Origin of the sequence: Candidatus Albibeggiatoa sp. nov. BB20 (assembly GCA_016744725.1) — a bacterium.
Classification (GTDB): domain Bacteria; phylum Pseudomonadota; class Gammaproteobacteria; order Beggiatoales; family Beggiatoaceae; genus Albibeggiatoa.
The window spans coordinates 1-19,700 of record JADGDW010000009.1; the positions used below are offsets into that span (position 1 = coordinate 1).

Here is a 19,700-nt window from a genome sequence, read left to right on the forward strand (position 1 = left end):
GAGCTAATTTTGCTAAAGTTAACCTATGACATGTTTACACGCTAAAGCAAAGGTACTCATTATGTCTTGCGATGAATTTACAGGTATTAGTTACGCAAAATTACTTTCAATTTTATATCAATTGTGCGTTACGGAAAAAACAGGCACGCTTTTTATTACCACTTGGGATAATGCAACGGTAGCGATTATTTTACGAGAAGGCTTAGTTTCTGCGTGCACATGGGAACATGAACGTGGATTAGCAGCGGTGCGAAAAATTAGAGAGGTAAAGACAGGACACTATGTTTTTTCTGAAAATGTATTTTTCTCCCTACAACAACATAATGACTTACCGATAACAGCCCAACTATTGAACTCGCTTGGCCATGATATTCCAGATAATTCACCATTATTACAACGTCAATCTGAGTCATCTAAGTGTTACCGCGGTGCAACAATCGCGTGTGATGAATCAGCACGTGAAGAGAAACATTCGCCAATTGTTTATCGTGGTGTTGTAATGAATGAGCAGGAAGTTGAAATGGAAGAAGCTGAGGATATGGCTTACACACCGATGCCATCGTCTAATAAAGAAAAACGTCGGACTTATCGAGGTTGCCATTATTAATACCCATTGTAAAGTGAGGGGTGAGCCAACAGAATAGGCTCACTCTACACCTCATCACGCTTAGCTAATTTTGCGTGTTCTTTACAACAATATTTGTTGCCACCTATAGTAACCACTTCAAAAGAAGGGATATTTAGGCCGCAATAATCACAGCGACTCATGTTAATGTAATTTGGAGGGGCTGAGTGTGCATAGCCTGCTGCTGCCCCTTCTGGTACAGATTGCTCAAGATAGTTTAAATATGCTTTCTTGCCAAACTTCCACAATAACCATCCTACAAAAGCATAGCCAACAACTCGAAATAACATGTTGATTCTCCTTGATAGGTGTTTGTTAACGAATATTGGCAGCTTTTACAGCATACATAGCACGTATTTGCAATAAACTGTCAATACAATATTATTTTTTCAAACTCAGTGTTGTCGTTGTTTTTTTAGGTTTATCTTTGAGTGGTTGCGATGGTTTTGCGATAACCCTAGCTGCTGCCACTTTCTTGGTGACTTTTGGTAATGGCTGACTTGGATTGCTTAAATGCTGGGCTAATTTATCTAATACGCCATTGATATATTTAAAGCTATCATCTGCCCCAAATTTTTTTGCCAATTCCACAGACTCATTAATCGCGACCCGAAAAGGAATATCAGGACATTGCTTTAGCTCGTAACAACCTAGCCATAAAATAGCTCGTTCAGTGGGGTCTAGTTGCTCCTGATCCCGATCCAAGAACGGTAACAACATTTCATCTAATTGTTTAATCATTGGCGGAATATTGTGCAAAAGCTGATGAAAATACTCTAAATCAGCCTTTCGCATATCCTGACCATCCATGAACTGGTTTTCAATATCCCGAATATTATGTCCTGCCAATTGCCATTGGTATAACGCCTGTACCAGCTTTTGTCGTGCTGCTGTACGTGCTTGAAAAATATTTTTTATCATGCAGTGATTTTGCCTAATACGCTAACCATTTCTATTGCCGAGAGTGCTGCTTCTGCACCTTTATTACCTGCTTTTGTGCCTGCACGTTCAATCGCTTGCTCAATACTATCCACGGTCAATACGCCAAATGCCATAGGCACATCATATTGCAATGAAACTTGAGCTAAACCTTTGGTACATTCTCCAGCAACATAGTCAAAATGCGGTGTTCCACCACGAATCACAGCTCCTAACGCAATAATGGCATCATATTTTTGTAATTTTGCTAAACGTTGGGCTGCCATAGGCATTTCAAACGCCCCCGGCACTTTAACGACTGAAATTTTGTCTGCATCAACACCATGCCGTTGTAACGTATCTACTGCACCATTGAGTAAGCTTTCAGTAATAAAACTGTTAAAGCGACCGACAACAATGGCATAGTTGGCATCTTGTGCAGTAAAATTCCCCTCAATTAGATGGTATTGTGTCATACTTTTATCCTTCTTGGTGTACATATTCGACGACTTCTAAACCAAAGCCCGAAATACCGTGCATTTTCTTCGGTGCACTGAGTACATTCATTTTTTTCACACCTAAATCTGCTAAAATTTGCGCCCCCAAACCATGTGTGCGTAAATCTTGGGGATGTGTAGCAACAGAAGGCTGTAATATAACACCTTGATCTTTATTGGCACATTGTTGAATCCGCTTTGCAATGGCTACCATATCATCTTGTTGTTGTAAAATGACAATAACACCCGCGTCAGACTCTGATACCCGTTGCAAGGCATCACGCACGGGCCAACCACATTCTTCACGAATACTGGATGTTAAATCACACAACGTATCTCGAATATGTACTCGCACTAAAGTGGGTATTTCTGGGTTAATTTGACCTTTAACCAATGCCAAATGAACTGTATTATCAATCGTATCTTGATAAGCATGTAGCTGAAATTCACCAAATTCAGTGGGTAATTTGCAATTTGCAACCCGTTCAACAGTCTTTTCATGTTCAACCCGAAAATGGATCAAATCCGCAACCGTACCCATTTTGATATTATGTTGTTTAGCAAAAATTTCTAAATCAGGACGACGCGCCATTGTGCCATCTTCATTTAAAATTTCCACAAGCACCGCAGAAGGGTCTAAGCCTGCTAAACGGGCTAAATCACAACCTGCTTCAGTATGGCCTGCACGCCGCAGTACGCCACCTGGTTGTGCCATTAATGGGAAAATATGCCCCGGTTGTACAATGTCAGAGGATTTTGCATCCGAGGTCACTGCAGCTTTAATCGTTGTTGCACGATCTGCGGCTGAAATACCCGTGGTTACACCTTGGGCTGCTTCAATGGATAGGGTAAAATTAGTGCCATTGGCAGAACGATTCTCACTTACCATCAAGGGTAAATGTAATTGCTCACAACGTTCGCGTGTTAAAGTAAGGCAAATCAGGCCACGGCCATATCTTGCCATAAAGTTGATATCTTCTGGACGCACTTTAGTCGCCGCCATGATAATATCACCTTCATTTTCACGGTCTTCGTCATCCATTATGATGACCATTCTACCTTGACGAATATCAGCTATGATGTCATTAATATTATTGAATGGCATACTCATCTTTTAGTGGTTCAAGTTAGCGAAAATGCCGAATTATATCATACCTTGTTTCTATATTTTGGGGTTTTGATTTTAGATTTGAAATTGACAAGATCAATGATGCAAAAACTGCTTATTAAGCTGTATTTTGCTCTTTATTTCTTGGCTAAGAGTCATTTAAAATGTTCATAGTGCAGCATATAAAGTTTATATAGATAAAAAATGATATGGTAATTAATAATGTCTAATCTGGTTCGGCAACAAGCCGAAATTTTGTTTAATCAAAACAATTTTGACTATCCCTCGGATTGTTCCGAAACGACCCGTATTTTATTACAAGAACTTGCGATTCAAAAGATAGAACTGGAAATTCAAAATCAGGTATTACAACAGGATCGAGATAGGCTATATCATTTCAACTCAGTTGGTTATGTGTATTTTGATAAAACAGGTACTATTCTAAAAGCCAACCCTACCGCACATAAACTGCTCGACTTAGAACATAAAGAAATTGATAATAATCCCTTTGTAATTTACTTGCCAATAGAAGTACAAGCTCTATTTCATAAACATATCAAGCGGGTTTTTGCAATAGAAGAAATGCAAACCTGTCAGCTTCATTTCAAAAAAAATAATGGAAAACTGATTCATCTAAATTTAGAAAGCCATGTTTGTATCGATAAACTCACTCAACAACCTCAATGTTGTACCAATATTTTAGAAGTTAAATCTGCTCCTAGCTCTCAACCTATTTCGGATGAAACCTATGATGCGGTACAAGCCATCCATTACCGTCAATTATTTGATAACACTAAAGCAATTTCCCTATTAATTAACCCTCAAAATGGCGCGATTCTGGATGCTAATATTGCAGCTTGTGATTATTATGGTTATAGCATTGAACAATTCAGGGAAATGTATATCCACAATATTAATATTTTGTCGATTGAGGGTGTGCAAAGAGAAATGTATTTTGCACGGATAGAACAGCGAGCACAGTTTTATTTTCAACATCGCTTGGCATCGGGTGAAATACGTGAGGTAGAAGTACACTCCAGTCCTGTTGAATTAGAAGGGACAACTTATTTATATTCCGTGATCCATGATATTACTGAATGGCGTAAAACAGATCAGGTGTTACAAGACACTCAGGATCGATTGGTGGAAACTCAAAGGATTGGCCAAGTTGGCTACTGGGAATTGGATTTAGCTTCGGGTGATATGTATTGGGGTGTACAAACTTATCATGTTTTTGGGTTGGAAAATGAAATCAATCCACATGAAACCAATATGCTCAAATATCCTATTTCCCCTAAAAATTATGAGTATATTCGGCGTATTGCAGAACGAGCAATTCGAGAACCCAAGAAAAAAGAAGGAATTGCCTATCACGTGCATTGCCCTGATGGGAAGCTACGTTATATTCAAGCCAATTGGCGCATTGTGTATGGAAATGATACACAACAGTTTGTGGGTACGGTGCAAGATGTCACAGAACTGCGTCAAACCCAACTCGAATTAAAAGAAAGTGAGCAGCGGTTTAGAAATGTGTTTGATAACAGTGGGGCAGGTATTGCGCTGCTCAATAATACTGGGCAATTTAAAGTGGTTAATCCTGCTTTATGCCACATTTTGGGCTACAAAGAGGATGAATTAAAATCCAAAACTGTATTAGAAATCACCCATCCTGATGATATTGATGCGACTAACCAATGTTTACAACAACTCCTCACCGATCAAATTCGTTCTTTTCAACTTGAAAAACGCTATATTCATCAAAAAGGGTATGAGGTTTGGGTGATTGCCAGTGCATCGATTGTGCGTGATGAATTGAATAAACCGTTGTATTTAATTGCACAGATGCAAGATATTAGCAAAATTAAAGAAACGGAAAACTGCATAGCCAATTTAGCTCAAATCACTAATAGCTTATTAAAATTACCTCTGATCCTATATCGTTTAGATCAAAATGGCATTTTTGTAGAATCGCAAGGCCAAGGTTTAGAGGCGCTCAACTTGAAACCCAATCAACTGGTCGGCCAAAGTGCCTTGGATGTGTATCCACAAATCAAACCTTATTTCAAGAAAGTTTTGGCAGGTGAAAATCAGCGTTACACCGATATTTTTGAACACAATGGTCAATTATTTGGTTTGGAAAATCTACTTATTTTAGACCAGACCAACGGGAAAAGTGTGCTTGGTATTGCGGTTAATATTAGTGAACAGGTCCGCGCTGAACAGCAATTACGCGCCAGTGAAAAGCGTTTAAAAGAAACCTCGGCATGGCAAGAAGCGGTATTAAATAACAATATGGCCGGCATTTTAATTGTCTCATCTGAGCGTATTATCCATGAAATGAATGCGGCAGCCCTGTCATTATTAGGCTATCAACGCGATGAAACCATTGGTAAATCTGCCCGTATATTACATGTTTCTCAACATAATTATACTCAGTTTGGACAATACTATGAACAAGCTTTGAGCCATGAAATTAAAGATATTGAATACCAGTTTAAACATAAAAATGGTCAAACAGTTTGGTTATATATGAGCGGGCGTTTATTAGATAAACAAGATGTCACGCAAGGAGTTATCTGGTCATTTATTGATATTACGCAACGCAAGCAGATTGAACAGGCTTTGCGCCAAAGTGAACAGCGATTTGATTTAGCTGTGCAAGGGGCAAAAGAAGGGATTTGGGACTGGGATATATTATCAGGTGCAGAATATTACTCGCCTCGATTTAAACAAATTCTGGGCTACAAAACTTATGAAATACCACACCACGTAGATGAATGGCGCAAACATTTGCACTCTGATGATTATGAATGGGTTTTATCCCAGATTGATGCGTACTTACATCATGAATTGCCTGTTTATGAATTGACGTACCGTATGAAGCATAAAGATGGGCATTATGTTTGGGTATTGGATCGCGGTATGGCGGTTTGGGCTGATGATGGACATGCCACTCGTATGGTGGGTACTTACACTGATTTAACTGAGCAAAAACAAGCAGAAGTGGCATTGCAAGAAAGTGAATCTCGATTCAAAGCAATTTTTAACAATGCAACCGTTGGTATCAGTTTGGTTAGTTTAGAGGGTTATTACATCCAAGCTAATGATCGATGGCTCAAAATGTTGGGCTATTCTCATAGTTCTTTAATAGAAAAAAACTTTAGACAAGTGACTCATACTGATGATGTGACCACCAGCAATCAATATTTTAAACGCATACTGAATCGTGATTTAAAGAGCTATCGAGTTGAAAAGCGTTTTATTCGTCATGATGGCCAAAGTTTTTGGGCCGATTTATGGGCATCAGCAATTGAACGGGATGGAGAATTAATTGCGGTACTGGGTATTGTTGTTGATTTAGATAAGCGCAAACAAGTTGAAGTGGAATTACAACAAGCCAAAGAACTTGCCGAAGCAGCCAATTATGCCAAAACCACCTTCTTAGCCAATATGAGTCATGAATTACGCACCCCATTGAATGCAGTCTTGGGTTATACCCAAATCTTTCGCCAAGATGAAACCATGTCGAGTGATTATCAAAATGGGATTAACATCATTCATCGCAATGCTGAATATTTATTAGCCCTCATCAATGATATTTTAGACCTATCCAAAATTGAAGCAGGAAAACTTGAACTCTATCCAACAGATTTTGATTTAAGAATACTCATTCATGATATTAACGAAATGTTTAGAATGCGCTCAATAGATAAAAAATTGATTTATCATCATGAAGCCTTAACTGAACTACCTTGTATTGTGCATGGCGATGAAAAACGTTTGCGGCAGGTATTAATTAATTTGCTGAGTAATGCAGTGAAATATACTAGCGAAGGCGGCAAAGTGTGTCTTCGAGTGGCTTATAGTGAAAATAATCTGCATTGTTTAATTGAAGATTCAGGGATTGGGATTGAAAAACAAGACCTTGAAAAAATCTTTGAACCGTTTCAACAAGCAGGCACTTATTATTATCGGCTTAAAGGCACGGGTCTAGGCTTGTCTATCACAAATAAACTGATCAAAATGATGAACGGTAGTTTGAAAGCCAGTAGTCAACTTGGTAAAGGCAGTGTATTTTCAATTAATCTACCGCTAGCGACTGTCATCAAAACCCCTAGCAATCCAGCGATTCGTCAGCGTCGTGATATTATGGGGTTTAAAGGTAAAATACCCGTTATTTTAGTGGTTGATGATAAATTAGAAAATCGTTTGGTTCTGGCTAAGATGTTATCTTTACTTGGTTTTAATACCTTGGAAGCTAAAAATGGGCAACAAGCAGTGACAATGGCTTTAGCCCATAAACCTGCTTTGATTTTCATGGATTTAGTGATGCCAGGAGTAGATGGCTACAGCGCATTTGAGCAAATCCAACAACATAGCTTATCTATCCCTGTGATTGCAGTTTCTGCCAGCGCGTTTACACAGGATATGCAAAAAACCAAGCAAGTAGGGTTTGTTGAATTTATATCAAAACCAATCAATCACGAGCAGTTATTAAATTGTCTACAACAGCATTTAAACTTAGATTGGATTTATAAAGATACAGTACAACAAGATTCTATTTCCAACAGTGAAGCACAATTTGATATTAGCCATAGCGGCCTATCAAGCCAGCAAGTTCAAGATTTATATGATTTTGCTAATATGGGTGATGTACAGGGAATTTTAGACTATTTAGATAAACTTGATGCTGACAAATTGATGCAATCTAATTTAGATAAAATTCGTCGGCTCGCAGATGATATTGAATGCGAAAAAATTTGTGAATTATTACAATCACCTTAGGGTTATGAACTATGTCTGGGAAAAATGAAACCACTTTATTGTTAATTGATGATACGCCAGATAATATCAAAGTCTTAATGTATTTTTTGAGCAATGAAGGGTTTCGAGTTTTAGCAACCAAAGATGGTATGAGTGGCTTACAAAAAGCAAAGCAGGCGCAACCTGATTTGATTTTACTAGATATTATGATGCCCGAGATGGATGGCTTTGAAGTCTGCCAACGTTTAAAAGCTGATACAGAAACCCAACATATTCCCATTATTTTTATTACCGCTTTAGAAAATAGTAAGGAAAAAGTAAAAGGTTTGTCATTGGGCGCAGTGGATTATATTACCAAGCCATTAAGCCAAGAAGAAGTCTTAGCTCGGGTCAAAATCCACCTTAAGATAGATCGCCTGAATAAAGCCTTACAAATCGAAGTATTGCAGCGTCAACAAGCACAAACTGCATTGAGTGAACTGAATGACTGTTTATTGGACAAAACAGAAGAACTACACCGTCGCAGTGAAGAATTGCAAAAGCGTAATATGGAGCTGGATGCCTTTGCCCATACGGTTGCCCACGATTTAAAAAATCCACTATCAGGCGTGATTGGCTTAAGCGAGATGTTGTGCTTAAACGCTAAGCAAGGTGATTCAGTGACGGAAAAAATGCTGAACCGATTTAAAATGATTCACCAATCGGGCAATAATTTATCTAATATCATTCAAGGTTTATTGTTACTCGCAGGGGTTTCACGCCAGCAAGAAGTACAATTTGAAACGGTGGATATGCAAAAGCTGGTGTCACAAGTGCTAGATAATCGCTTGGCATACATCATTGAACAATCTCAAGCACAGATTGAAATTCAAACCGAATTGCCTGCGATTTGGGGTTATGGCACATGGATTGAGGAAATTTGGCTGAATTATATTTCTAATGCGATTAAATATGGTGGCCAGCCGCCACAGCTAAGCATTGGGGCGAAAGTTTTACCCAATTCATTCGTACGGTTTTGGATTAAAGATAATGGCAATGGCATGAGCTCTGAAGAGCAAGCGCGTTTATTTACCCCATTTACCCGTTTACATCAGAAGCGGATTGAAGGACATGGCTTAGGGCTATCTATTGTGAAACAAATTGCGGAAAAATTAGACGGTCAAGCAGGGGTAGAAAGCCAAGAAGGTGAAGGCAGTTTATTTTATTTTGAATTAAAAAAAACCAGTTAATTTTAAATGATTTTAGATTCTAAAAAGGCCATTTACCGACACGTAACATCCCGCCAACAAGATCGCTAACGCCTAACCATAACAAACGATCATCAAAATCATCGCTATATTCATCATACGCATAAGTGGCATCGCCTCCCGTATTACGACTGTCAGCGTGTTTATTTGCTCCAACCGAAAAGAAAATAGCCACCACACGCGAGCACACAACAATAGTGCTAGCATTTTTTTTGCACGTTGCACTGCTGTTTGCAACAGTCCAATCGATAGTGCCAGCCACATTTTTAATTTTTAAATTGGAGTAGGTTTGCACATCATCTGGAATATCTGAGGCAAAATTTTTATCAATCCGATACCGAAAAATATTGCCCCAAGCATCCCGTCCATCAATCGCTAAATCAACCCAAGGTAAATAACCTTCTGCATCGCATAATGTTGTTTCGGCTTGCCCATTTTCATCAGCGGCTGGGCAAGGTAAACGATTTTCTAAAGTTGCAAAACCTAACAACGCTTCTCGAATCACTTGTAACTGTTTGTCTGTTGCTTTTAATGCCTTATATTCTGATTGCACGCGCAGAAACTGGGCTGTGCTGGCTAAAATCAGACTTAAAACCAATATAACAATCGTCATTTCTAACAGTGAAAAGCCACGTTGTTGCTGCATAAATTAGAATCCTGCTTTTTTATACCAGTATTGAGCTTGCTCTGCATTTTGCTCAACGCCACGTCCTTGCTCATACATCATTGCAAGCGTTGTCATTGAACCAATAAGTTCTTGGTCAGCCGCTTTTTGAAACCAAACAACCGCTTGTTTATCATCCTGCTCAACACATTCGCCTTCCATGTACATAAAGCCAAGCCCATGTTGTGCCATTGGATGGCCTTGTTCTGCCGCCCCTCGCATATATTTTTCCGCATTTTTTTCATTCACCACCATACCCAAGCCATTTTGGCACATGATAGCCATACGATACTGTGCTTCTGTCTGACCTTCTTCAGCCAATAGTGATAATAACTGTTGTGCACGTGCAAACTGCTTTGTTTCAAATGCTGCAATACCACTTTGTAAACTCATACTTTGTTCAACAGATAATTGTTCTGACATTATTCATCCTCACATTGATGTTATTTTTTGTGTAAGTTTATTATAGGGTGTAACTTTGAGTCCTCAAGGTTTTAAGCTGACTGGCACAATAATTACTAGGATTAGTATCTGAATAGAATAGAGTTTATGCAAGGTGAAAATATTATCATTGTAGATTTTAAATTAGTTCTATGAAAATACCTATACCACGAAAATGAAATGAGAAAAATTCTGAATCGTCACAAAAACACTTTATACTAAGCCGAACTCATTGGATTTATGGAGAGCATTTAAATGCAAGTTTTAATTGTTAGGCATGGTATGGCAGAAGACAGAACCGAATTTGCAACAACAGGCCAAGCAGATGAGTTGCGTCCTTTGACTGAAAAAGGTCAAGATAAAACCAAGAAAGCCGCAAAAGGAGTTAGAAAATTAGTTCCTGTGCTGCATCGAATTGTCGCCAGCCCTTTGCTACGTGCGCAACAAACTGCCACCATTCTATCCGAACGTTATAACGACTCCCAAGTTGAAACACTCAAAATTCTATCTCCACGTGGTGACAAGCAAGCTATTTTGTCGTATTTACAGACTTATGGTTATCACCTCGAAACCATTGCACTGGTTGGACATGAACCTGATTTGGGGGAATTAGCCACTTGGCTATTAACAGGACATCAAGGCAATTGGCTGCCGTTAAAAAAAGGCTCGGCCTGTTTACTCGAATTTACGGCTGAGATTCAGGCTGGAAAGGCGAATTTATTATGGTATTTAGCGCCTAAACATTTACGCCAATTAGCAGCTTAAGCAGTTTATTTAAGGCTTTATCCCAGCTAAACGATACCTGCAATGCTAGAATGTAATATTAAACCCGTTGACGACGAGAATAATCATGGAAACTGAGCAAGAGCGTAGAAAAATTAAACGCCGATTTCTTTCTATGTATTTACAGGTGTTTGATGCTTCAAATGGTGATTTGGTTGGTTTTCTCGCTAATATCAGTTCCACAGGTGTAATGGTATTAAGTAAAGCACCTATTACCGTACATAAAAATTATGTATTAGAAATTCGCCTTAGTGATGTTGAAGCCGCGATGTTTTATAACTATTTTAAAGAAAAGCGGATTCGATTTCATGCTCAAAGTCGTTGGTGTAGCAAAAAAGTAAATCCACCGCTCATTAGCACTGGATTTATGCTGGTAGATGTATCACAACAAGATTTAAAGTCGATTAATGAACTAATACAAAAATTAGATGATCGCTATCATGAAATATTAGACAATAAAACATAATCATTGGAGGAAGTTTTATGTTGTATCTGAGCGAGATGTTGATACAGCATCATGAACTGCAAAGTTTTGATGAGCTGCTCACATTGCTTGAAAAAACTAAAAAGGAGTCAAATGAGCGTTTCTTCCGTATGGACGTGAAACCGTCTTTTTTTGATACCCCAGAAAATTGGGAAGACCGTTTGGAGGCGGCATTTTACTAATGCTATGGCAAGAAGAGGAGGAGATTATTCAGTCTACAGATCATAATGAGGTTATTGATTTAGTATTTGATATAGCCTGCAAAGTGTTACCTGTTGACCATGCTTTTGCACTTTCACAAGCCATTACTCAAGTTTTGCCTTGGTTTACTGATGAGTCATTAGCAGGATTACATTTAATTCATGGTGCAGCGTCTGGCAATGGTTGGCAGCGTCCAGAATCACAAGATGAATTGATGTATTTATCTCGGCGCACTAAATTGACATTACGTTTACCCCATTCCCGCATAGCAGAAGCTCAAATTCTGACTTCAAAGGTATTGGATGTTGCAGGTCATGAATTGAAAGTAGGAAAAATGACTGAAAAATCTTTAGTCGCAATGCCTGTGTTATTAGCCCATCACATCGTTGCTGACGAGAACCAAGACGAAGATCGTTTTATCATGCAATGCGTCAATGATTTGGCTAAGATGCAGGTTGAATGTCGCAAAGCCTTATGTGGCAAAAGTCATTATTTTAAAATCCCTGATGGACAGATATTTACCCGCAGTTTGATGATTGCAGATATTAGCCCAGCAGACGCGATGACAGTACAACAGCAAGGCTTAGGTACAGGTAGAACCATGGGTTTTGGTCTCTTTGTGCCGCATAAAGACATTGCACCTGTTAATGTTGCAAAAAAAGATAGTAAGGCAACGGCACAAGCTTAAGAAGTCAATATTTTGTATTGCGAAATGGTGTATTTTAAGTGACTCGCACGCTATTTTTGTCAGTTTGATTTTTTAAGAAATACTTAGGGCTATTTATTGTTTAGGACTGCCACTCTTTTGAGGACTATAGTCAATTCTATCTTGAGTGTGATGAGGACTGGCAGTCCTGAAATACTTTAAATATCAAATAGTTTTAAAATCTAAGACTGCCAGTCCTGTATTATCCTAAAATAACTAGCAGTCAAAAGCGATAGCTTAAACTATTCTTGTTCGCGGGCAATGGCACGATAACCAATATCTTTGCGATAATACATATTGGTCCAATTGATTTTAGAAATAATCGCATAGGCTTTTTTCTGTGCTTCTGAGACGGAATCACCTAATGCGGTGACACATAACACCCGACCACCATCAGTAACCACTTCGCCATCACGCTTATTCGTGCCTGCATGGAACACTTTACCATCCATGCCATCAGCTTCGAATAAACCTTGAATCACATGGCCTTTTGCATAATTGGTAGGATAGCCACCTGCCACCAATACCACACCAAGTGAGGTGCGCTGATCCCACTCTAAAGTAATTTGGTCTAAACGTTTATCAATTGCAGCCAAACATGCTTCCACTAAATCTGATTTTAAACGCAACATAATAGGCTGGGTTTCAGGATCACCAAAACGGCAATTATATTCCAACACTTTTGGATTACCCTGACTATCAATCATCAAACCCGCGTATAAAAAGCCAGTATAAGGATAACCTTCAGCGGCTAAACCTTTTACTGTCGGTTCAATCACTTCTTTCATTACGCGGTCATGAATTTCAGGCGTGACAACAGGAGCGGGCGAATACGCACCCATACCGCCTGTGTTTGGGCCTTTATCGCCTTCATCACGTGGCTTATGATCTTGCGAACTGGCAAAGGCCTGAATGTGCTCACCATCAACCATACAAATAAAACTGGCTTCTTCACCTTCTAAAAATTCTTCAATAACAATACGCTGCCCAGCTTCTCCAAAGATATTGCCTTCTAACATATCCTTAATCGTGTCTTCAGCTTCCTGCATATCATCAGTAATCACAACCCCTTTACCCGCTGCTAAACCATCTGCTTTAATCACAATTTTTTGTTGATTAGTAAAGGTTTTTTGTAAATAATCCAATGCGGTTTGAACATCTGTAAACGTACCATAAGCGGCCGTTGGAATATTTTGGCGAATCAGGAAATCTTTAGTAAATGTTTTAGAACCTTCTAGTTGAGCAGCTTTTAAACTAGGGCCAAAACACTTAAGTCCTACTTTTTGAAATTCATCAACAATGCCAATCACTAAAGGTGCTTCAGGGCCAATAATGGTTAATTCCACAGCATTATTTTGTGCAAATTGGATTAAACCCTGCACATCATTGACTTTTAGATTTACATTTTCCAGTTTTGCCTCTAAAGCAGTCCCTGCGTTTCCCGGTGCGACAAACACTTTTTCAACCTGTGTAGATTGTGCCACTTTCCATGCAAGTGCGTGTTCTCTACCACCACTACCGACAACTAGTACATTCATTGCTAGTGCTGCCCATCTTAATCAAAACAATTGACCAAGTTTAGCATAATTTATGTGATTATTTGGTACTTTTAGAGCAGTTTTCAGGGCTGATTTAAAAGCCTCGTTGATTAGATCAAAATTCAGACTATAAGCTTGAGGATTTTATTGATTTGACTTCCAATTCTGGTATTCATCTATCATTCTTTGTGCGTTATCTTTGGCCATTTCGCCACGCTTTTTGCCTAATATTTTCAATATGATATTTGTAAATAATTCGCCTAACCGCCAAGTTTGAGAATTAAATGTCGCTGGAATATCTCCACTTAAACTATCCAACCAATATTTAAACTGTTGTTTTTCATCAGTCAATTGTTTGATATTTTGTTGCTGCTGAAATTGTAGGTCATGTTGCTGCAAAATGGCCTGAGCACCTTCAGATAAATTGGGCAAAACCGTCCGAAAAATAGTTTGTTGTTCAAGTTGTTGTACTAAATTGAGCTGTGGCTGATTAGCAAAGGCTTTTAATAGATGATTACTACCACGTTGGTGCATATAGGTTGGCTGAACAAAATTAATTATTTCTGCATCAGATGGCAATTTTAAGCCAGACTCGATATTTTCAATACTTTGATATAGTTTTTTAACCGTTTCTAGTGGATTTTGTACTAAATCATGAAAAGAGACTAAAGCCTTAGGTTTATCTTGAATCGCTTTTAATCCATCTAGTGTATGTTTTTCCCATAATGCAAGACCCGTATGTAAACTAAATTGATTACGTTTGTGTAACGATTGAGCAATTTGAATCGGGCTGCGATACACAACTACGTAAACTGGATTATCAAAATGGGGTTGCCAAAGCGGCAAGGTCAAACACAAGCGCGGGTCTTTTAACATCCAATGTTGGTGCTGGTTTAAATTTTCTAAAATGGGTTCAAGTTGTTGGTTAAAATTTATTTTTTGTGCATCAGTTGCTTGATTAATATCCCATTGACTGATTTGATGCCAGCTTGAGTTAGCACTTTCCATCAAGGTTTTATTGGCAATAATGACATCTTTGCGTTCCCAATAACCTTTAGGGTTGGTCATGTCAGCAGGCAATGCCACTTCATCAGGTGCAAAATAAGCTCCCATCAAATTTAATAAACCTGCAACCACCGATGTGCCTGAGCGGTGCATTCCCAATATGATAATGTGCATAATTTACTCTGTAATCAAAGGCAAAATAGATTTCACTAATGTTTCAGCAACTAACTGATGTCCCTCCGCTGTCCAATGAGTATCATTCATATATAAACAACGTTTATCTTGTAAAAATGCTGGTAATAAATCAATGTTTTGTAAGTTTAATTCTGTTAATTTTTCAGTTAATAAGCTCTGTGGCATATTAAAATCATAATTAGCTTTATTTTCAGCAGTTGATAGTGCTTGCTGCAATACAGGATTAATTTGTGTTTCATCTGGCAATAAAGCAACAATAACAGGTGTTTGAGTCTTGGATACAATATTTTGAATACGTTGAATTTGATGCAATGTATTTTGGATAAGTTGCTCTTGTTCAAGGCTGCGTTTTAAATGATTTGCGAGGCGGTGGGTTTGAATTTGTAAAAATTTAGTTGTAAAGTCTTGGCAATTTTCGCGTAAATAGCCCTGATTAACTGATGTTGTGCTTTTATTTAAAACTAAGCGTACCAGATTGGAATGTTCATATAGCCAGATTTTCCATTTGATACCAACTTGTTGCGCTTTTTGAGGTGAGACGAGTTGGCCCATAATCGCTGTTGGAGTATGAGAAACATCGGTTTCTTGAGTATAAGTGTCATTACCAATAAATAAGCCGACTAAAACCATATCAGGCTGGAACTGTTGCCCATAATGTTCGTAATATTGTGCATAATGAAAAGGTTGCCAACCGCCAACGCCTGCGTTAACCACTTCAATTTTTTTATTTTTTACGTGTTGATTGAGCTGATTTTCTAATAAATGCGGATAAGCTTGCTCTTCACGCATTTTCGCCCCAATTGTGAACGAATCGCCCAGTAATAAAATTCTAAATACATTATCAGGTTTTGGAATCTGTACTGCTTGGTCACGATGTCCATATTGATTGATATGATTGGAATAGCCCGTATTATGCGCGTAACTGGTGACATTGGGTTTTAAACGATAGCCCGTATGTGGATCAGCCTCACAAAACATGCCGCGTTCAACAGAAAATGGAATTGGTGCAATGAGGTTTAAGGCCAACTCAAGTAATAGAATTGTGAATAGGGTCGTAATCAGGGGAACAAATAGGTAGAAACTAAGGGGATATTTTTTATTATTATCCATGTGCAAGGCCGCCGAGGATGGATAGACTAAATTATTTTAGGAATTAGAATTGATAAAGGAGCGCAAAATGTGTTCAAACAAAACAAATCGTGCACTCCCAAATCTGATTTAATTAGAGCTGTAAACTCTTATTACCACGTCCGATACCAGAAACACCAGAACGAACCACTTCAACAATCCAAGAAGGTTCTAAGGCTTTCAAATACGCATCAATCTTATGGCCTTTACCCGTTAATTCAACTACATAATTGGAATCAGATACATCTAAAATCCGCCCACCAAAGATGTCAGTTAAACGCTTGGTTTCTTCACGTTGAGTATTAGTCGCTGCTTTCACTTTGAGCAATAATAATTCACGTTCAATATGCAAGCCTTCCGTCAAATCAATCAAACGTATCACATCAACCAACTTATTAAGCTGTTTGGTGATTTGCTCAATCACGGTGTCAGGACCATTTGTAACCAAAGTCATCCGTGACAATGAGGGGTCTTCAGTAACCGCAACCGTCAATGATTCAATATTGTAACCGCGTGCAGAAAATAAACCTGAAACCCGTGATAACGCGCCGGCTTCATTTTCCATTAAAATTGAAATCGTGTGTCGCATTAGCTTGTCTCCTTCTCAGGGGATAGTAGCATTTCATGCTGCCCTTTACCTGCTGCTACCATTGGATAAACATTTTCTGTTTGATCGGTCAAGAAGTCGATAAAGACTAAACGATCTTTCATCGCCATCGCTTCACGCAATGCGCCTTCAACGTCTTCAGGCTTCTCGATCTGCATTCCAACATGACCATAACTTTCAGCTAATTTGATGAAATCAGGTAACGCATCCATATAAGAATGAGAATAACGTTTATCATAAAACATTTCTTGCCACTGACGAACCATACCCATGTAGCGGTTGTTCAAGTTAATGATCTTGATTGGCAAATCAAACTGTTTACATGTAGACAGTTCTTGAATACACATTTGAATACTGGCTTCACCTGTAATACAAGCAACTTCTTCATTTGGAAACGCTAATTTTGTTCCAATTGCCGCAGGTAAACCAAAGCCCATTGTGCCTAAACCACCTGAGTTAATCCAACGTCTTGGCTTGTCAAACTTATAGAATTGCGCCGCAAACATTTGATGCTGACCCACGTCAGACGTAATATAGGCATCACCTTTTGTGACTTCCCATAATTTTTCGATAACAAATTGAGGCTTAATTACAACGCTATCACGGTCATAATCTAAACAATTGTTAGAACGCCATGCGTCGATTTTCACCCACCAATTTGCCAGCGCGTCAGAATCAGGTTGTTTGCCCGCTTCACGAATGGTTTTAGTCATTTCTTGTAAAACATTATCCACTGCACCGACAATTGGAATGTCGACTCTAACGTTTTTAGAAATTGAAGACGGATCAATATCAACGTGAATAATTTGAGCATAAGGGCAGAATTTCTCTAACTCACCTGTGACTCGATCATCAAAACGCGCACCAATTGCAATTAATACATCACATTCGTGCATCGCCATATTGGCTTCATATGTACCGTGCATTCCTAACATACCGATGAACTGTGTATCAGTTGCAGGATATGAACCCAAGCCCATTAGGGTTTGTGTAATTGGATAACCTAATAAGCGGGTAAATTCGACTAATTCTTCCGACGCATTGCCTAAAATAACCCCACCACCTGTATAAATCACAGGGCGTTTAGCGGATAAAATTAAATCAGCAGCTTTACGAATTTGCCCCGGATGTCCAGATACAACAGGTTTATAAGAACGCATCTCTATAGTATGCGGATATTCAAACACGGTTGTATGCGCTGTAATATCTTTAGGGATATCGACTAATACAGGACCCGGACGACCTGTCGTTGCAATATGAAACGCTTTTTTGATTGTTTCAGCCAAATCCTTAATGTCGCTAACCAAGAAGTTATGTTTAACACAAGGGCGAGTAATACCAATGGTATCTACCTCTTGGAACGCATCATTACCAATAAGTGAAGTCGGTACTTGACCACTGATAACTACCATAGGCACAGAATCTAAATAAGCAGTTGCAATCCCTGTCACAGCATTAGTTGCACCAGGCCCTGAGGTCACGAAGACCACACCCGGTTTACCTGTTGAACGAGCATAGCCATCAGCCGCATGAAGGGCTGCTTGCTCATGTCTCACAAGGATATGTTGCATCTTGTTTTGTTTAAACAGTGCATCATAAATATGCAACACCGAACCGCCCGGATAGCCAAAAATAAACTCGGTATTTTCAGCTTCTAGGCAACGTATTAGGATTTCTGCACCCGTTAAAACTTCTTTATTGGCCATGATCTAGATAGGCCTCCTCATAAATCACAGAATTTGTAGTAAATTAAGCGTGTTCTAAGTATGTATAAAACTAAAAAGCAAGTCGGCAAACATAACAAGCTTAGGTTTAGAGGTCAAGCAGATTTTTGATTTATATTAGCAAATGGCGATTCTATGCCAAGAATATAGGCTTTGGTGGAATAGCTCTGCTCTGATGTTTAATTGATGGATAAACAATAGCTACTTCTATATAAGGTGTTATGAATCTCCCCCATTTTCTCTTTACACTAATAATCTAAGTTAACCATTAACATGGAATTCATCATCTTAAACAATTATTAAAGATGCTGTATTTATCAATTTTAGTTTTTGGGGTAAACCTGTTGATCCACCCCATGTGAATAACTTACCTCACACTGCTGTATTCATTATTTTGTATAAAATGAGTTTTTAATATAACCAGCCTGTTCTGAAGGAAACCCCAACAAATACAAATAAAACAGAAATAATTGTAACGGGTATGATATGGAATGCTAAAGCTTTAAGGTTATCTTGAGACAAATTTGGAATAATTCTCAGTCTGGCATCAATTGCTAGTGCAAATGTCAAAAACAATAATATTAGCTTAATACTAATAATGCGTGATATAGGCTGAGCAAAATCGAACCATTGAGAGAAGTCTGGTAATAAGTGAAATGATAGATAAAGTCCTGTGATAACCTGAATAAGTAAGGCAGGAATTCCAACTTTTTCATAACCATTTTCAAATCGGGATAAAAATTCAACATCCTTATTTTTTAACACTTGGGGTAATATTGCAACAGCAAGTACAATATGGCCACCCGTCCAAATTGTTGCGCCTAATATATGTAGAAAAAGCATTGTGCCATACATTGTATTTTACCTTTTGTTTTAACAGCAGTAATAAATATATAAATTGCCATTCTATCAATACTTCAGATAATTTTTAGGTTATATTGCCATACACTTTAAGTGATTGATTTTTTATTAAATTAAAGTTTTGAGCTAAGCTGGATAATATTTAATGGGCTTTCTAAATATTAAAGCCTTTGTATAACGTAGCCATTGTTAGCCATGAATGTT

Annotated in this window: 19 protein-coding genes; 7 read left to right on the plus strand and 12 right to left on the minus strand. The window is 38.4% G+C overall.

Annotation, left to right across the window (positions count from 1 at the left end):
• The first annotated feature begins 61 nt into the window (after positions 1–61).
• Complete coding sequence (locus ABXH34_RS01885) at positions 62–607, plus strand: hypothetical protein (RefSeq protein WP_353570159.1); 546 nt, start codon at positions 62–64, stop codon at positions 605–607.
• Between the two features lie 44 nt (positions 608–651).
• On the opposite strand, the gene ABXH34_RS01890 is transcribed toward ABXH34_RS01885, so the two are convergent.
• The 4 genes from ABXH34_RS01890 to ribBA form a co-directional block, all read right to left on the minus strand.
• Positions 652–915, minus strand: coding sequence for a hypothetical protein (locus ABXH34_RS01890; RefSeq protein WP_353570160.1), 264 nt, complete (start codon positions 913–915; stop codon positions 652–654).
• 91 nt (positions 916–1,006) lie between these two features.
• Positions 1,007–1,546 carry a transcription antitermination factor NusB gene (nusB, locus tag ABXH34_RS01895; protein ID WP_353570161.1) on the minus strand — a complete coding sequence of 180 codons (540 nt, stop codon included), beginning with the start codon at positions 1,544–1,546 and terminating at the stop codon, positions 1,007–1,009.
• Positions 1,543–2,019, minus strand: coding sequence for a 6,7-dimethyl-8-ribityllumazine synthase (gene ribH / locus ABXH34_RS01900; protein WP_353570162.1), 477 nt, complete (start codon positions 2,017–2,019; stop codon positions 1,543–1,545). The genes nusB and ribH overlap by 4 nt, the downstream gene beginning before the upstream one ends.
• Before the next feature lie 4 nt (positions 2,020–2,023).
• Positions 2,024–3,145: a bifunctional 3,4-dihydroxy-2-butanone-4-phosphate synthase/GTP cyclohydrolase II gene (ribBA, locus tag ABXH34_RS01905; RefSeq protein WP_353570163.1), complete on the minus strand. Its 1,122-nt coding sequence runs from the start codon at positions 3,143–3,145 to the stop codon at positions 2,024–2,026.
• A 225-nt stretch (positions 3,146–3,370) separates the two neighbouring features.
• Between ribBA and ABXH34_RS01910 the strand changes: the two genes are divergently transcribed.
• Positions 3,371–7,933: a hybrid sensor histidine kinase/response regulator gene (locus tag ABXH34_RS01910; protein ID WP_353570164.1), complete on the plus strand. Its 4,563-nt coding sequence runs from the start codon at positions 3,371–3,373 to the stop codon at positions 7,931–7,933.
• Between the two features lie 11 nt (positions 7,934–7,944).
• The gene (locus tag ABXH34_RS01915) at positions 7,945–9,141 is read left to right on the plus strand and encodes a response regulator (RefSeq protein WP_353570165.1); all 1,197 of its coding nucleotides are present in this window, start codon (positions 7,945–7,947) and stop codon (positions 9,139–9,141) included.
• Positions 9,142–9,160: 19 nt separating this feature from the next.
• On the opposite strand, the gene ABXH34_RS01920 is transcribed toward ABXH34_RS01915, so the two are convergent.
• Positions 9,161–9,805 carry a type II secretion system protein gene (locus ABXH34_RS01920; RefSeq protein WP_353570166.1) on the minus strand — a complete coding sequence of 215 codons (645 nt, stop codon included), beginning with the start codon at positions 9,803–9,805 and terminating at the stop codon, positions 9,161–9,163.
• A gap of 3 nt (positions 9,806–9,808) precedes the next feature.
• On the minus strand, positions 9,809–10,246 hold the full coding sequence (locus tag ABXH34_RS01925) for a tetratricopeptide repeat protein (protein ID WP_353570167.1): 438 nt from the start codon (positions 10,244–10,246) through the stop codon (positions 9,809–9,811).
• A gap of 273 nt (positions 10,247–10,519) precedes the next feature.
• Here ABXH34_RS01925 and sixA point away from each other — a divergent pair, with 273 nt between their 5' ends.
• The 4 genes from sixA to cas6 all read left to right on the plus strand — a co-directional run bounded on the left by sixA (position 10,520) and on the right by cas6 (position 12,420).
• Positions 10,520–11,029, plus strand: coding sequence for a phosphohistidine phosphatase SixA (gene sixA / locus ABXH34_RS01930; protein WP_353570168.1), 510 nt, complete (start codon positions 10,520–10,522; stop codon positions 11,027–11,029).
• Positions 11,030–11,114: 85 nt separating this feature from the next.
• Positions 11,115–11,513, plus strand: coding sequence for a PilZ domain-containing protein (locus ABXH34_RS01935; RefSeq protein ID WP_353570169.1), 399 nt, complete (start codon positions 11,115–11,117; stop codon positions 11,511–11,513).
• Between the two features lie 17 nt (positions 11,514–11,530).
• A complete protein-coding gene (locus tag ABXH34_RS01940; RefSeq protein WP_353570170.1) occupies positions 11,531–11,713 on the plus strand; it encodes a sulfur relay protein DsrC in 183 nt (60 codons plus the stop codon).
• Entirely contained in the window at positions 11,713–12,420 is a 708-nt protein-coding gene (gene cas6 / locus ABXH34_RS01945; RefSeq protein ID WP_353570171.1) for a type I-MYXAN CRISPR-associated protein Cas6/Cmx6, read from the plus strand. Before ABXH34_RS01940 ends, cas6 begins: the two co-directional genes overlap by 1 nt.
• Before the next feature lie 260 nt (positions 12,421–12,680).
• Here cas6 and purD read toward each other — a convergent pair whose 3' ends face one another.
• The 6 genes from purD to ABXH34_RS01975 form a co-directional block, all read right to left on the minus strand.
• Positions 12,681–13,976, minus strand: coding sequence for a phosphoribosylamine--glycine ligase (gene purD, locus ABXH34_RS01950; protein WP_353570172.1), 1,296 nt, complete (start codon positions 13,974–13,976; stop codon positions 12,681–12,683).
• Between the two features lie 144 nt (positions 13,977–14,120).
• Positions 14,121–15,155 carry a sulfotransferase family protein gene (locus tag ABXH34_RS01955; protein ID WP_353570173.1) on the minus strand — a complete coding sequence of 345 codons (1,035 nt, stop codon included), beginning with the start codon at positions 15,153–15,155 and terminating at the stop codon, positions 14,121–14,123.
• 3 nt (positions 15,156–15,158) lie between these two features.
• Positions 15,159–16,286, minus strand: a complete 1,128-nt coding sequence (locus ABXH34_RS01960) for an SGNH/GDSL hydrolase family protein (protein WP_353570174.1) — start codon at positions 16,284–16,286, stop codon at positions 15,159–15,161.
• 112 nt (positions 16,287–16,398) lie between these two features.
• Positions 16,399–16,893: an acetolactate synthase small subunit gene (gene ilvN, locus ABXH34_RS01965; RefSeq protein WP_353570175.1), complete on the minus strand. Its 495-nt coding sequence runs from the start codon at positions 16,891–16,893 to the stop codon at positions 16,399–16,401.
• A complete protein-coding gene (locus tag ABXH34_RS01970) occupies positions 16,893–18,617 on the minus strand; it encodes an acetolactate synthase 3 catalytic subunit (protein ID WP_353570176.1) in 1,725 nt (574 codons plus the stop codon). Before ABXH34_RS01970 ends, ilvN begins: the two co-directional genes overlap by 1 nt.
• 429 nt (positions 18,618–19,046) lie before the next feature.
• Entirely contained in the window at positions 19,047–19,490 is a 444-nt protein-coding gene (locus ABXH34_RS01975; protein WP_353570177.1) for a CopD family protein, read from the minus strand.
• Positions 19,491–19,700 lie beyond the last annotated feature (210 nt).